The 13,658-nt window shown below is 59.9% G+C and carries 13 protein-coding genes; 1 reads left to right on the top strand and 12 read right to left on the bottom strand.

All coding sequences use genetic code 11. From position 1 onward, the window contains the following. Positions 1 to 442: 442 nt before the first annotated feature. Positions 443 to 1,303: a carboxylating nicotinate-nucleotide diphosphorylase gene (gene nadC, locus GTQ55_RS05915; RefSeq protein ID WP_161857896.1), complete on the top strand. Its 861-nt coding sequence runs from the start codon at positions 443 to 445 to the stop codon at positions 1,301 to 1,303. 19 nt (positions 1,304 to 1,322) lie between these two features. Here nadC and GTQ55_RS05910 read toward each other — a convergent pair whose 3' ends face one another. From GTQ55_RS05910 to ccoO, 12 genes are all read right to left on the bottom strand, one after another. Next, positions 1,323 to 2,390 (bottom strand): glycosyltransferase family 2 protein, encoded by a 1,068-nt coding sequence (locus tag GTQ55_RS05910; RefSeq protein WP_161857895.1) that lies wholly within the window; start codon positions 2,388 to 2,390, stop codon positions 1,323 to 1,325. Further along, positions 2,378 to 2,779 carry a GtrA family protein gene (locus GTQ55_RS05905; RefSeq protein ID WP_161857894.1) on the bottom strand — a complete coding sequence of 134 codons (402 nt, stop codon included), beginning with the start codon at positions 2,777 to 2,779 and terminating at the stop codon, positions 2,378 to 2,380. The genes GTQ55_RS05910 and GTQ55_RS05905 overlap by 13 nt, the downstream gene beginning before the upstream one ends. Beyond that, on the bottom strand, positions 2,772 to 4,313 hold the full coding sequence (locus tag GTQ55_RS05900) for an ArnT family glycosyltransferase (protein ID WP_221296403.1): 1,542 nt from the start codon (positions 4,311 to 4,313) through the stop codon (positions 2,772 to 2,774). The genes GTQ55_RS05905 and GTQ55_RS05900 overlap by 8 nt, the downstream gene beginning before the upstream one ends. A gap of 32 nt (positions 4,314 to 4,345) precedes the next feature. Next, positions 4,346 to 5,794, bottom strand: coding sequence for an isoprenylcysteine carboxylmethyltransferase family protein (locus GTQ55_RS05895; RefSeq protein WP_237567846.1), 1,449 nt, complete (start codon positions 5,792 to 5,794; stop codon positions 4,346 to 4,348). A 147-nt stretch (positions 5,795 to 5,941) separates the two neighbouring features. Beyond that, complete coding sequence (locus tag GTQ55_RS05890) at positions 5,942 to 6,973, bottom strand: urease accessory protein UreH domain-containing protein (RefSeq protein ID WP_237567845.1); 1,032 nt, start codon at positions 6,971 to 6,973, stop codon at positions 5,942 to 5,944. Further along, positions 6,973 to 7,185 (bottom strand): cbb3-type cytochrome oxidase assembly protein CcoS, encoded by a 213-nt coding sequence (ccoS, locus tag GTQ55_RS05885; protein ID WP_161857893.1) that lies wholly within the window; start codon positions 7,183 to 7,185, stop codon positions 6,973 to 6,975. The genes GTQ55_RS05890 and ccoS overlap by 1 nt, the downstream gene beginning before the upstream one ends. 46 nt (positions 7,186 to 7,231) lie before the next feature. After that, positions 7,232 to 9,757: a heavy metal translocating P-type ATPase gene (locus tag GTQ55_RS05880; protein ID WP_161857892.1), complete on the bottom strand. Its 2,526-nt coding sequence runs from the start codon at positions 9,755 to 9,757 to the stop codon at positions 7,232 to 7,234. A 4-nt stretch (positions 9,758 to 9,761) separates the two neighbouring features. After that, positions 9,762 to 10,298, bottom strand: a complete 537-nt coding sequence (locus GTQ55_RS05875) for a FixH family protein (RefSeq protein WP_237567844.1) — start codon at positions 10,296 to 10,298, stop codon at positions 9,762 to 9,764. Between the two features lie 15 nt (positions 10,299 to 10,313). Beyond that, positions 10,314 to 11,729, bottom strand: coding sequence for a cytochrome c oxidase accessory protein CcoG (gene ccoG, locus GTQ55_RS05870; RefSeq protein WP_161857890.1), 1,416 nt, complete (start codon positions 11,727 to 11,729; stop codon positions 10,314 to 10,316). 163 nt (positions 11,730 to 11,892) lie between these two features. After that, positions 11,893 to 12,801 (bottom strand): cytochrome-c oxidase, cbb3-type subunit III, encoded by a 909-nt coding sequence (ccoP, locus tag GTQ55_RS05865; RefSeq protein ID WP_183946722.1) that lies wholly within the window; start codon positions 12,799 to 12,801, stop codon positions 11,893 to 11,895. Further along, positions 12,798 to 13,022, bottom strand: a complete 225-nt coding sequence (locus GTQ55_RS05860) for a cbb3-type cytochrome oxidase subunit 3 (protein ID WP_161857889.1) — start codon at positions 13,020 to 13,022, stop codon at positions 12,798 to 12,800. Before GTQ55_RS05860 ends, ccoP begins: the two co-directional genes overlap by 4 nt. 14 nt (positions 13,023 to 13,036) lie before the next feature. Continuing rightward, complete coding sequence (gene ccoO, locus GTQ55_RS05855; protein WP_161857888.1) at positions 13,037 to 13,654, bottom strand: cytochrome-c oxidase, cbb3-type subunit II; 618 nt, start codon at positions 13,652 to 13,654, stop codon at positions 13,037 to 13,039. Positions 13,655 to 13,658: the final 4 nt, after the last annotated feature.

Below are 13,658 nucleotides of genomic sequence, written 5' to 3'. Positions count from 1 at the left end.
CGGCAGCCTTGTCATTGCGGATGCAAGTGGGCTGCCGGGTGATGCAACCGCAAATGGCCCTGGGAAACCATTTGCGAACCCTGTTATTTGTTGTTCTGGTACGCGGGGTAAACCTGACTCCCGGGCAATGCGCCACCGGGAAAGCCGTACACGAACCGATCGATATTGGTCGACGGTAGATTCTACGGACTCCCGATCCAATAGCACAACCGTATCGTGAGTGGCGCAGATATATTTGCGACGATCGTCACAGGCAGTTCGTTCATCAATCGGCGCCAGGTAAGGCCAGCGCCGTTTTGCCCGGTGATACGAGCCTCCGAAAGTGCCGCCCCTGCCCGATCAGCTCGGCAAGCTTGCTGACACCGCGCTACATTTTGCTAGTATTCGCACCCCAGAAGCGGCGCTCAGGACCCGGGCGCAACACCACCACCGAGGTTCCCCGATGAAGCCGTCCACAGCCAACATCCCCAACCTGCTACAGGATATAAAGCGCGCCGTGCGCGAGGCACTGGCCGAAGATGTTGGCGACGGCGATATTACTGCGCAGCTGATCCCACCCGAGCGCGAGGCCAGGGCCAGGGTCATCACCCGGGAAGATTGCGTATTCTGCGGCAAGGCCTGGGTGGAAGAAGTGTTTCGTCAGCTGGATCCAGCCATGAAGGTGACGTGGCAGGTTGAAGACGGCGAACACGTGCGTGCAGACAGCACTCTGTTTGAACTGTCCGGCAATGCGAGGACCATCCTTACCGGCGAGCGCTGCGCGCTGAATTTCGTTCAGACGCTATCGGGTACCGCCACCACAGCCGCCAGCTACGCCGCACTGGCCAAAAATTCCGACATCAAGATCCTGGATACCCGTAAAACCATCCCCGGCCTGCGCACTGCACAGAAATACGCGGTGCTCTGTGGTGGCTGCTCCAACCACCGGATCGGCCTCTACGACGCCTTTCTGATCAAGGAAAACCATATCGCCGCGGCCGGAGGTATCGAAAGCGCCATTAGCCAGGCACGGCAGATCAAACCCGGTGCCCTGGTGGAGGTTGAGGTGGAAAGTATCGATGAGCTGACCCAGGCACTGGATGCCGGCGCCGATGTAATCATGCTGGATGAATTTACCGACAAGATGACGGCGGAGGCGCTCAAGCTGGCCCAGGGCCGTGCGAAAATCGAGATATCCGGCAGCGTGAACGAAGAGCGACTGGAGCAGCTTTCCGGACTGGCGGTGGATTACATTTCCAGCGGCAGCCTGACCAAACACCTGCGGGCGATCGACCTCTCCCTTCGGTTACTGCCAGATTCGTAAGCCGGCTACCCGCTGCCGACTACTCCAGCGAATCCTTGACGCAGCCGCGCGGAGACCTTACCTGCACGGTTGAGATCTCAAGTGGAGAATGGTGCGTGCGAGCGTCTTCATGTCCGCGCGCTTCACCACCAACCACCTCGCGCAAGTGAAAACGCGGGCGGCGCTTGACCTCTTCGTAGATCTTGCCGAGGTATTCGCCAATCACTCCAAGACACAACAGCTGCACACTGCCAATAAACAGTACCGGCACCATGATCGATGCCCAGCCGGGCACCACGCTGTTGGACAGCAACTTCACGATCAACACCCAGACAATCAGCCCCAGTGCGATACCGCCAGCGATGAGTCCCAACAGGGTAATGGCCCGCAGCGGAGCAATAGAAAAGGCAGTAACACCCTTCCACGCCAGCGACAACATACGCCGCAGCGGGTACTTGCTCTCCCCCGCCAGTCGCGGACGGCGCGCGTAACATACCGTAGTTGAAGAGAACCCCAGTTCGCGCACCATGCCGCGCAAAAACAGGTTGGTCTCCGGGTATTGCAGCAGGGTATCCACCGCGCGACGCGACATCAGGCGGAAGTCCGCGTGGTTGAATACCAGATCCACCCCCAGGGCCTGCATGAGCCGATAGTACCCCTCGGCGGTCATTCGCTTGAACCAGGTATCCGTATCCCGCTTCTTACGCACCCCGAACACCACCTCGTGCCCCTCACGAAACGCATCAATCATGGCGGCAATATTGTCCGGCCCATCCTGCAGGTCCGCGTCGATACTCACCACCATGTCTTCCGACGTCTGCGAAAGCCCCGCATAGAGCGCATTCTGGTGCCCGCGGTTGCACGAAAGTGCCACCGCCACGATGCGCTTGTTATCGCTCGCCAGCTTTTGCAGCATCGGCCAGGTGGCGTCGCGGCTGCCATCGTCGACGTAGTAAATTTTCGAATCCGCCCCAATGCGGTCTCGGGCTGCGAGCTCGTCCAGGGTTGCCAGCAGTTCCGCGGTGGTATCGGCGATCACATCTTCTTCGTTGTAACAGGGAACAACGATCGCCAATGTGGGTACGGCCTGTTCCGTCAAGGATTCCATTCGGGCTCCCGGTATATCCAGAATTGATGCAGCAGAAAATTACTGACCAGCGTGACCAGTGTGGCAATCACCTGTGCCAACAAGTAGGGCAGCAACGTCAGAGCCAGTGAAAAACACAGGGTATTGATGGCGAGCCCGACGACGGCAACGACAGTAAACCTGGGCAGTGACTGGCGATGCGCCACGCTGCCGCCAAAGGTCAGGTAATAATTCAGCAGGTAATTAACCAGCGCAGACAACGTAAACGACAGGGCCGAGGCAAATATCTCGAAAGTACCGGCCACTTCGACCAACAGGACCAGAAAAACATACTGTATCGCGGTGGCGATACCGCCCACGGCGGCAAAGCGAGCAGCACGGGAAAACAGTTTATTTACTCGCTCAGGCAAGCGCATCGTCTTTTTCCCGCTGCTCCCTGCTGACTTCCACTTGGGTTAAAACCGGTGGCACAGCCTGCCCATTTGGGGTGTGTATGGCGAAAGGAGCATCGGCGGGCTCATCGAAACTATCCCGCATACCTCGCCTGCCGCTGGCAGCAGAGCGCCGTCTCACGGCGGCGGCGACCAGCAGTGCCTGCACCAGCAGCATGCCCTCCGCCGGTTTACGATAGCGCCCTTCGTTGACGGCAATGGGAAGCACTCCCTGCACCACCACCCAGGTGCCAAGCACCACCGCAAACAGACGCGCCCCCTGCAGTCGGCGCCAGTACAGCGCGGTACCAATCAACAACAGCAGGGTGAGTGGCGCCCACAACCAGCGGCTGTGGTGACTGATCTTTTCGAGCAGGCGCTCGCGGTTGTTGTCAGGCCAGGACGATCCGAAGAAAAGATAGATCAGGTTTTCCCTGGTCAGGGAGAGGTACCGCTCCAGTGTCAGCGGATAACGCGCCAGCGCCTTGGCCCAGTCCTCAGCGCCGTTTTCGATATGGATACGTGCATGTACCTGGCCATCGCGTTCAGTGGTCCAGTCACTGAGAGGCGCCAACGGTTTTTCACCGGTAGACGGAGAGCCAAACCAGTAATTCCACTGCGCCCCCTCGCGGCTGTAGTGAACATGAATTTCCCGCTTGCCGGAACGCAGGTACAGCGCTACCAGCTGTCCGATACCGTGGGGGGAGATCATATGCATGGCCGCGTGGCTACGGTAGGCCAGCGGCCCCATCAGCAGCGCCAGCAATGCCAGGCTATAGCCTGCCTTGGCGAGTTTGCGTGGCTGTACCAGCCATAGCCAGGTTGTCACTACTGCCGCCAGTGGAATCGCTATACCACGCGTCAACCCGGCGAATGTCCACAGCGTCACCATCAGCAGGAAGCTCGACAGCGTCTGTTTGCGCCGACATCGCCAGCTGGCATAAAGGGATGCTCCCAGCAACGGTAGCAACAGCGTCTCCTGCATGAAATAGCTGTAGATCGCTATCCATGAAGGCAGTAGCGACAGCGCAGCCCAGACCGCTGTGGCCTGCAGGCGACCCGGCATCAGTTCCCGTGCAAACCGGTACCAGATCCACGGCGTCAGGCAGGCGAGAAGTGCCGTGTAGAGCGCGACGAGAAATGGCTCACCCAGCGTCAGCTTGGCGAGCACACCGATATAGACCTGGTACATCACCGGGTCTGTCATTGTCATTGGGTCGCGCCGCAGGGTTTCCGTGCCCTGCTCCCAGTGGCGCTGCGGATCGCTCCAGATGTGGTCCATCGGGTTGTGGGAAAAAATATGCTCCACCCGAAGCCAGATACCCACGGCGATCAATAGATAAAGTGCGGCGTAGATCCACCAGCGGCGATCAACCCGCTTCGCCCCGGCCGGGATCCGGTCGAGCAGCGTCCCGCGAAATCCTCGCGGCCCGCGCAGGTCTGCAACCGTAAACTGCCACCAGTGCCGCAGCTTCATCGCCATCGAGCCCGAGCTCACTAAACCGTCCCGCATCGCAGTTGCTCCCAGGCCATCACTCAGCGACCTCAGGCGCCGGCCGGACCGGTCGCATTCGGTTGTGCGGTTGAAGCGCCAGACACCAATGGTGCGGGCGGCGCGACATCATCGCCACGATTGAACAGGCGCCCGTGGCCAAAGCGCAGCACCGGGAACCAACGCCCGAGGAAGGCAAAGGTGCCACGTTGCTCGATATACCGTGCGTAACTTACATAGGTCGGGTCCCAGGAAAGGTGCCGCTCTTCCGTACGCGCACGCATGAAATAGATGAAATTCACCATCAGCAGCAACAGCGAGTGCCGCAACGCCTCGGGGCCACTGGCACTGACCATGAACGGCATCGAAATCATCCACCAGGAGATGTTTTTGCTGATATACGCCGGATGCTTGGTGAAACGGTATGGGCCATTGGTGAGAATTCCGCGGTGCGTGAGGTTCGAGAAGCGGATACCGAACGGGATACTCGCCCACACATAGATGGCGATCAGCAGCAGGATGCCGGTACCCCAGATGCCGTACATCGCCGGCGTATCCCAGAACCAGTAGCCCCAGGCGGGCGCGTCGTCGTATTTCAGATAGGTACCGGAGAACAGGCTCCAGAACGGCTGGTAGCCGATCAGCGCCACGCCCCAACCGAGGAAGCTCGGCTCCGCCGTGCGAATGTGGGAGTCAAACAAGCGCAGGGTGCACACATACCCTACCGTGACGAACAGCAGGTCGATGTAAAAAAGAAAATTGAACGTGAAATCAAACACCGCCTTGAAACTGCCAAACAGACGCTCAAGATCAAAGTTCAGTAGGGTATTCAGGTTGTTGCCCAGATAGACGAACATCAGTGGCAGGAAGAAAAGCTTCACCAGCCACCCCAGGTACAACTGGCCTATCGCCTTGCCCGACACCCCCTTACGCTGCCCCAGCACCCAGCTGCCCAACTGCCAGTAGCTGTCTTTGGGCTCTGTCATGGCCCCATCGAGCAGGTAAAAATACGGTACTGCCAGCAGCATCCACCAGGGCAGCACTGCCCGCACTACCGAGAAGTAGTTGTCGTAGAAGGAACCGTGGTACTCCGGAAACAGCCAGTACACAAATGCCACGGTGCCTACCGACAGGTAAAAGCCGAGCAGTTTTACCGCGGTGCGGCGCAGGCTGTGGTTCTTCCGGCGGAAATCGAGCCCAGCGGACGGGTTGCGGTAGGGTTTGAGAAACAGCCATTCGAGCAGGATGATTGGCAGCGCCAGCGCCACCGCAACCACCACAAGCGACTGTGTTTTCACCGCCAGGTGCTGGCCATACTCGCGCAGCCAGATCACTGCCCCCAGGGAAACGGCCAGGGCGAACAGGTTGATCCAGACACTCGTGGGCGCCGCGGGACAGTTGACGCCCGCTGCGGGTTGAGCCGCCGCTCGATTGGCGGATTTGTTTCGGGCCATGCCGGTAGACCGGTTGGCACCGGCCGATCTGTTTTTTATTTTTTTCATACTGAGTCCAACTGGTACAACACGACTTGCCGGCCGCCACTCAATCACAACCAAGGTGGTCAGACCAGAGGTCAGAATTGCGCCAGTTTACCCCTATCCATGCGTGGCTGCCACGATGCGTCGAGGCACAATACCCGGCGACGGGAATCAGTCCTCAGTCCCGGCGCCCGTTTCCTCAACTGCCGGTGAACCTTCGTGACCATGCTCTGCCCCAGACTCGGAACCATGCTGGTGATGGGCGTGTTGGTGATGGCTGTTTTGTTGTTCGCCGGGCGGCCGGTCTCCGTGCTGGGAGTGCTGCATATGGCGAGAGTCATGACCCTGCACATCACCGGAGCCACCCTCAGCTGCGGTGGAATCTCCGCCTTCACTGTGTGACGGCTCAATCGCAGAGTTCGGCACCGGGTGATCGGTGGGACGGGCGTCGTGCATGTGACTAGAGTGGTCGGCAGGGTGTGCTTCATGCGCGCCAGTTCCGCCCCCGGACTTGTGGTTCGCATGCGAGCCGTGCGCCCCGTGCCCGGCCGCGCCCCACAGGGTCCAGACGCCAAAAACACATACCAGCAGCGCCATACCAAGGCGAACCCCGGGCTTCTGCACCAGGGTGCGCAGGCGAGCGGCAGCCGCTCCGGTAGCCAGTACCGCGGGTACGGTTCCGAGACCAAAAGCGAGCATGGCGAGGGCTGCCTGCGGGCCACTGCCCTGCGCGAGGGCGAATGCCAGCGCGCTGTATACCAGGCCACACGGCAGCCACCCCCACAGCGCGCCCAGGGCGATGGCCTGCGGGGTCGAATTTACCGGCAGCAGTTTGCGCGACAAGGGCTGCAGCCCTCTCCACAACACAGCACCACCGCGCTCGAGCCACACCAGGCCACGCCACCAATCGGCCAGGTAGAGGGCCATGGCGATCAGCATCAAGCCCGCAATCACGCGCAGCGGCGCCAGGCCCGCGGCAATATCCGTGGCCAGGTAAGCCCCCAGAAAACCCACCAGCAATCCCATCACGGCATAACTGGCCACGCGGCCAGTGGAATAGCCGATCAGGCGCGGCCACGCAGGCTTCTGGCCGGGTACCGCAAGCCCCAGGGCTCCAGAGATCCCGCCGCACATGCCGATACAATGGCTACTGCCAAAAAAACCGATGGCGAGTGCCGCACCCAAAGTGCCCCAGTCAGCCATTAGCGGGACTCCCCGGCGTCATCCTCACCGGAAGAACACCGCGATTGCTCACCTTCTTTGGGGCGCCGCGGCTCATCCTCATCGAACAGGATTCGGCGTCCCTCGGTCTCGAGGTCATCGTACTGGCCGCTATTCACCGCCCAGAAGAACAGCTTCACCGCGCAGGCGACAAAGAAAATGACGATGGGAACCAGTAGAAAAATACTGTCCACTTATTACCTCAGAAAACCTATTTCGGAATATTCAGTCGCTGGCGGTTTATATCGACGGCTGCCAGCGAGACAGGCGCAGGGCGTTAACCACCACCAGTAGCGAACTCAGCGACATGCCAATGGCCGCCGCCCAGGGCGGCACCAGGCCGAGAAACGCCAGCGGTAGCGCCAGCGCATTGTAGAGAACAGCCCAGGCCAGATTCTGGCGAATAATTGTGCGGCACTTTTGCGCCAATTCAAAGGCCCTGGGGAGGGCGCGCAGGTCGCCCTGCAACAAGATCGCGTCTGCACGGGACTGTGCCAGGTCGGCCGCCGACATCATGGCCACCGACACATCCGCGCCCGACAACACCGGAACATCATTGATTCCGTCGCCCACCATCAGCAGCCGCTGCCCCCCGGACTGCAGGGTGCGCAGGCGGGACAGCTTCTGCTCCGGTGATGCCCCCCCGTGAAACTCGGTGATGCCACTGGCCGCCGCCAGACGCGGAACCTCCGCCGACTGGTCGCCGCTCAGAAGCTCTGCCTCCAACCCCTGTCGCCGCAGGCCAGCAACGGCTTCCACGGCGCTTTGCCGCATCTCGTCACCCAGGCACAACCAGGCGACAGGGCCATCGCTGTCCCCCAGCAATAACCACTGTCCCTCTTCTCCAGAGACCTGCGGTGGCTGGAGGGAGGCCGGCGCTGACTGCCCGGAACCGGTGGACAGCTCGCAGACAAAATCCGGCCGTCCCAGACGGTAAGCGGTTTCCCCGCAGGTGCCGGCCACGCCGCGCCCGGTGACCGAGCGTAAATCCCGTACCGAGCGATTGCCGAACCAGGCGCGGAATGCCCGGGCCAGCGGGTGATTGTTGTGGCTTTCAAGGGCCGCAGCGATATCCCGCACCTCGCCCTCGCCCACGTCCTCACGCAGCCGGTGAATGGCGCGCAGACGGGGCTCGCCCTCTGTCAGGGTACCGGTCTTGTCGAAGATCACCCGCGTCAGCCGCGGCAGGGTTTCCAGTACGTGCCCGCGCGCCACCAACAGGCCCAACTGTTGCAGTCGCAGCGTCGCCGCTGCCAGTGCAGCGGGCGTCGCCAGCGACAACGCACAGGGACAGGTCACCACCAGCACAGACAGCGCCACCCAGAACGCCCTTTCCGGCGCCTGCTGCCACCAGAATACGAAAGCGGCCGCCGCGATACACAGCACTGCGGCAATAAACCGCCCTGCCAACCGGTCCGCCAGCGCCACCTGGGTCGGTTTGTCCAGCTGCGCCTGCTCTACCAGCTTTTCGATCGCCGACAAGCGGGTGCTACTGCCCGCCGCAATCACGCGCACGGTAAGTGAGGAGTCACCGTTGACGCTGCCGGCAAACACCGGGCTCCCCTGCTCCTTTTGTTGCAGCGCGGATTCGCCAGTAAGAATCGATTCATCCACACCACTGGCGCCATCAATCACGGCGCCGTCTGCAGGAATGGTATCCCCAGGACGCAGCAGTATTCGGTCGCCCACCGCCAATGCCGTTACCGGCACGGACTCGAGCGCGTCCGTTCCCTGCTTAAGGCGCGTTGCCGCCAGCGGCAATAGCTGCGCCAGTCCACCACTGGCCAACCCGGCCCGGTGGCGCGCACGCATTTCCACAGAACGCCCAAGCAACAGGAAAAAGGTGAACATGGAAACCGATTCGAAGTAGACCTCTCCGGTCTCAAATACCGTGGCGTAAACACTGGCACCATAGGCGAGGCCAATGGCGAGCGAAACGGGGACATCCATCACCAGTTGCCCACTGCGCAGGGCGCGCCAGGCCGCGGCAAAGAACGGTTGCGCCGCGTAACACACCACCGGTGTCGCCACCACCAGTGATACCCAACGGAAAAACTGTTCGAACTGGCTGTCGATCCCTTTACTGCCGCCGAAATACAGGGCGATGGCAAACATCATCACCTGCATGGTGCCGAGCCCGGCCACACCCAGGCGGCGCATCGCCGCGCGGCGTTCCTGCTGGATTAGCCGCTCACTGTTGGCAGCAGTAGCCGGCGCCGGGCGATAGCCAATGGACGCCAGAGAGGAAAACAGAAGACTGAGGGGAACCTGCTCCGGGTCGAAAACCACCTGCGCCCGGTGGGTACTGGCGTTGACAGAGACCCGCTCCACGCCGGCGAGACGCGCCAGATGCTTTTCAATCAGCCAGACACAGGCGGCACAGGTTATGCCGCTGACCAGAAGGCTCGCGACCCGCAACCGTACCCCCGACTCCGCGCCCGCCTTCGCGTCCTCGAAATCACGCACGAATTCACCCTGTACTTCGGGCAGGTCGTAAGCGCTCCAGCGATTGTTTTGCACGCCCGAATCCGGGCGTTCACTGCTCTGTTCACGGAAGCGATAAAAATTGTCCAGCCCTCCGGCGACGATGGCGCCGGCCACCGCTTCGCACCCGGGGCAGCACATGGGCTGCCGGACGCCGTCGATCAGTACCGAGTACTGGCTGCCCTCGGCGACAGGCAGGCCGCAGTGAAAGCAGTCTGCGGCACTGCTGACTGAACAGGCGGGAGCGCGGGTTGGTGGTGCGGAGGTGAGCGGGTCTGTCATGGCCTCACGGCTCGATAGGCTTCAGGGGCACTCCGTTGCCTAGGTTGAAATCGATCTCGCCTTTGAGACGCCATGGCGCATTGCGAAACTCTTCCGGATCGAGTTCCGGCATCACCTCGAGGTACCAGCGGTGCTGCAACGGCGCGTCCACGTTACCGCGATACCGGCCAATGGAAATCTGCTCCAGCACGACGTGCTCATCCATATCCGCCTCTACCGGGTGACTCAGCGTCAGCAGCAGCTTCTCGGGAAATTCTATGTCGCCACGCAGGTCGAGCGAGATGGTTTTGTCCTGGGGAGAAAACAGCAGCATTCCCGCCAGGTTCAACGCCCTGGCACGCTGATCCTGCTCGGCGCTGTAGTGATACATACGGCTGTCTTTGTAGTAGGTATCACTCACCACATCGTCGCCGTGACGCACGGCAATGGAAACCATCGTCATTGAGACAACCACCACCAGTATCAGTGGCGACATCACCATCCAGAACCAGGGTTCACGATACCAGGGGCCCGGCGCCTTCTTTTCAACTCTGCGTGTCACTGACTGTTCAACCATCTATTTGGGGCCAATAAACACCGTCTTGTGACGGTCTTCAAGTTCTGGTGCGTCCTTTGCCCGGATCACAATCTCGATATCGTGCTTGTAATCCTTGAGCTGCGCTTTGGGCACACTCACCCGAATGGGGACGGAGTATATCTCGCCGGGGCTCAACTGGATGCCCCTCTGCATGCGCAGCGAATAGTCGTAATCCGGATTACCCTCGATAGCGATGCTGAACTGGTGCGGCTTCTGGTCCATGTTGTTGATTTTGACCGTATACACATTCTGCACCAAGCCCTGGGAAAGCCGGTACATTCGCGCACCGCGATCCCGCTGCACTTCGACCTGAACCGGGGAACGGGTAAGTACCTGCTGCGTAAACAGGCCAAACATCAGCAGCAGCACCGCCGCGTAACCGAACAACCGCGGCCGCGCGAACTGGGTTTTACCGGTTTCCAGCTCGTCCTCGGACGTAAAACGAATCAGCCCGCGGGGGTACTCCATCTTGTCCATCACACTGTTGCAGGCGTCCACACACAGCCCGCAGTTGATGCACTCGTACTGCATGCCATCGCGGATATCGATATCCACTGGGCAGACCTGGACACACCAGTAACAGTCAATGCAGTCACCCATGCCCTGGGACTTGTAATCGACATTTTTCTTGCGTGGACCACGCGCCTCGCCCCGCCGCGCATCGTAGTACACCGCAAGGGTGTCCTTGTCGTACATCACCGACTGGAAGCGCGCGTATGGACACATGTACTTGCATACCTGCTCGCGCAGGAAGCCAGCGTTCATGTAGGTCGCAAAGGTGAAAAATGCCACCCAGAAAGCCCCCTGAGGGTGCGCGCTAAAGGTGGCAAGATCCAGCACCAGGTCGCGGATGCCGTAAAAATAGCCAACAAACGCCAGTGCGGTTGCGAGGGAAATAATCAGCCAGATGGCGTGGGTACCACCTTTGCGCACGACTTTCTCAACGCTCCAGGGCGCGGCGTCGAGCTTCATACGCTTGCTGCGGTCGCCCTCGCATACCCGCTCGGCCCAGATAAACATCAGGGTCCAGACGGTTTGCGGGCAGGTGAAACCACACCAGACACGCCCAAGCCAGGTGGTGATCGCAAACAGCGCAAACGCGGCTATGATCAGGAGCCAGGCAAGCAGAAAGCCATCCTGGGGACCGAAGGTTGTCCAGAAGATATGAAACTGGCGCGCGGGCAGGTCGAAGTGCACCGCCTGGTGGCCATCGATATTCAGCCAGGGGATAAAGAAAAATGCCAGCAACAACGGCAGGCCGGTGTACTTCCGGATCCGGGTATAGACACCCCGAATATGGCGGATATAAACCTTGTCTTCAGACTCGTAGAGCATGCGATAGCGAACTTCGCCATCACCTTCCTGCTCTTCACGGGTTGGAATTCTATCGCTCACAAAACCTCACTTACCCGAAAACGTGCTCGGGACGGTAACTGCAGTGACCATGCAATGAGGCTTGTTATTCTTCCCTGCGGTGCCCTTCCCGGCGATCTGGGTGGCGGCACGAGACCGCCACCCATTTCCTGAATCAGCGCAATCAGTCTTGCGCTAATCCCGATTATTGCTGCACGTCTTCCTGACGAGACAGACTGTAGACATAGGCGGCGACAAGACGGATCTTGTCTTCGCGCAGTTTGTCTTTCTGCGACGGCATATTATTGCTACGACCACCGCGGATGGTGTGCTGGATCTCCTCGCGGTTTCCACCGTAGAGCCAGATGTTGTCGGTAAGGTTAGGCGCACCCAGCGCCTGGTTGCCCTTGGCATCCATTCCGTGACACGCCATACAAACGGTACCGAAAACTTTCTGCCCCTCGGCCGCCATCGCCGCATCGTGCTCCAGCCCATTCAGACTCAGAACGTACTCCGCGGTGTTGCGAACACCTTCTTCTCCGATGACCGGCCCTTGCGGTGGCATCAACCCCTGACGGCCGTTGTGCAGCGTTTCCAGGATTTTTTCCGGCGTGCCGCCATACAACCAATCGCTGTCGGTCAGGTTCGGGAAACCGTAGTTGCCGCCGCCATCGGCACCGTGACACACCGCGCAGTTGTTGGCGAAAATCCGCGCGCCCATTTTCAGCGCTTCGCGGCTCTCGGCAATATTCTGGATCGGCATGTCCACGTACTGCCCGAAGGTTTCCTTGAACTCCGCCTGCGCCTTGGCCTGGTCGGCCTTCAATGCACCAACAGACGTCCAACCACCGACGCCCTTGAAGTTACCCATGCCCGGGTAAATCACCAGATAAATGGCGGAAAACACCAGTGTCAGTACGAACAACAGGAACCACCACTTGGGCAGTGGGTTGTCGTACTCCTCAATGCCATCGTAGATATGGCCGGTAGTGCGGTTTTCCGGATCTTCCTGGTCGTCCACCGCAACTTTGCGGTTGGCGAAAAGAACCCAAGTTACCAATGCGAGATTGGCGAGGGTGAGCACAATTACCCAAACACTCCAGAATGTACTCATTTGTCCTGCCCCTGTTCCTGTTTCTCACCGGCCTTTTCGCCGGTACTGGTTTCGCTCTCACGAGCGGCCTTGTCAGAAGTTTCTTGCTCGTCGGCAAATGGCAATTTGGCGTCTTCCTCGAAGCGCTTTTTGCGCTTGGGGGAGAAGGCCCACCAGCAAATTGCCAGAAAGGCTATGGAGCCAAGCACCACGCCAATCTGCCGCAAAATGTCGATATCCAAGCTGCGCCCTGCCCTTAACGTTTCTGCTGAACAAGAGTGCCCAGCTGCTGCAGATAAGCGACCAGCGCATCAATCTCGGTAACACGACCACCGATAAACGGCTTGCTGGCGTTAGCGATATCTTCGTCGGTATAGGGAACACCCACGGCACGCATTGCGCGCATTTTTGCCGCGGTATGCTCACCGTTCACCACATTATCAAACAGCCAGGGGTATGACGGCATGATGGATTCCGGCACCACGTTTCGCGGATTGTAAAGGTGCGACCGGTGCCACTCGTCGGAGTAACGACCGCCCACACGCGCCAGATCCGGGCCAGTACGCTTGGAGCCCCACAGGAACGGGTGCTCGTAAACGTGCTCCTGCGCCATGGAATAGTGACCGTAACGCTCTACTTCCGCACGCAGTGGGCGCACCATCTGTGTATGGCACACATGACAGCCCTCACGGATATAGATATCACGCCCCTCCAGCTCGACGGGGCCCAGCGGCTTGAGGCCGGCGATGGGCTCTTTATTGTTCGTGACAAAAAACTGGGGAACGATTTCCACCAGGGCGCCAAAGCTGATCGCGATAACGACCAGAACGATCATCAAACCGATGTTCTTTTCTACGATGTCATGATTCTTCACGATC

This window comes from Microbulbifer hydrolyticus (assembly GCF_009931115.1).
GTDB classification, from domain to species: domain Bacteria; phylum Pseudomonadota; class Gammaproteobacteria; order Pseudomonadales; family Cellvibrionaceae; genus Microbulbifer; species Microbulbifer hydrolyticus.
Note: the sequence above shows the minus strand (reverse complement) of the source record. Positions and strands in the feature narration are given on the sequence as shown.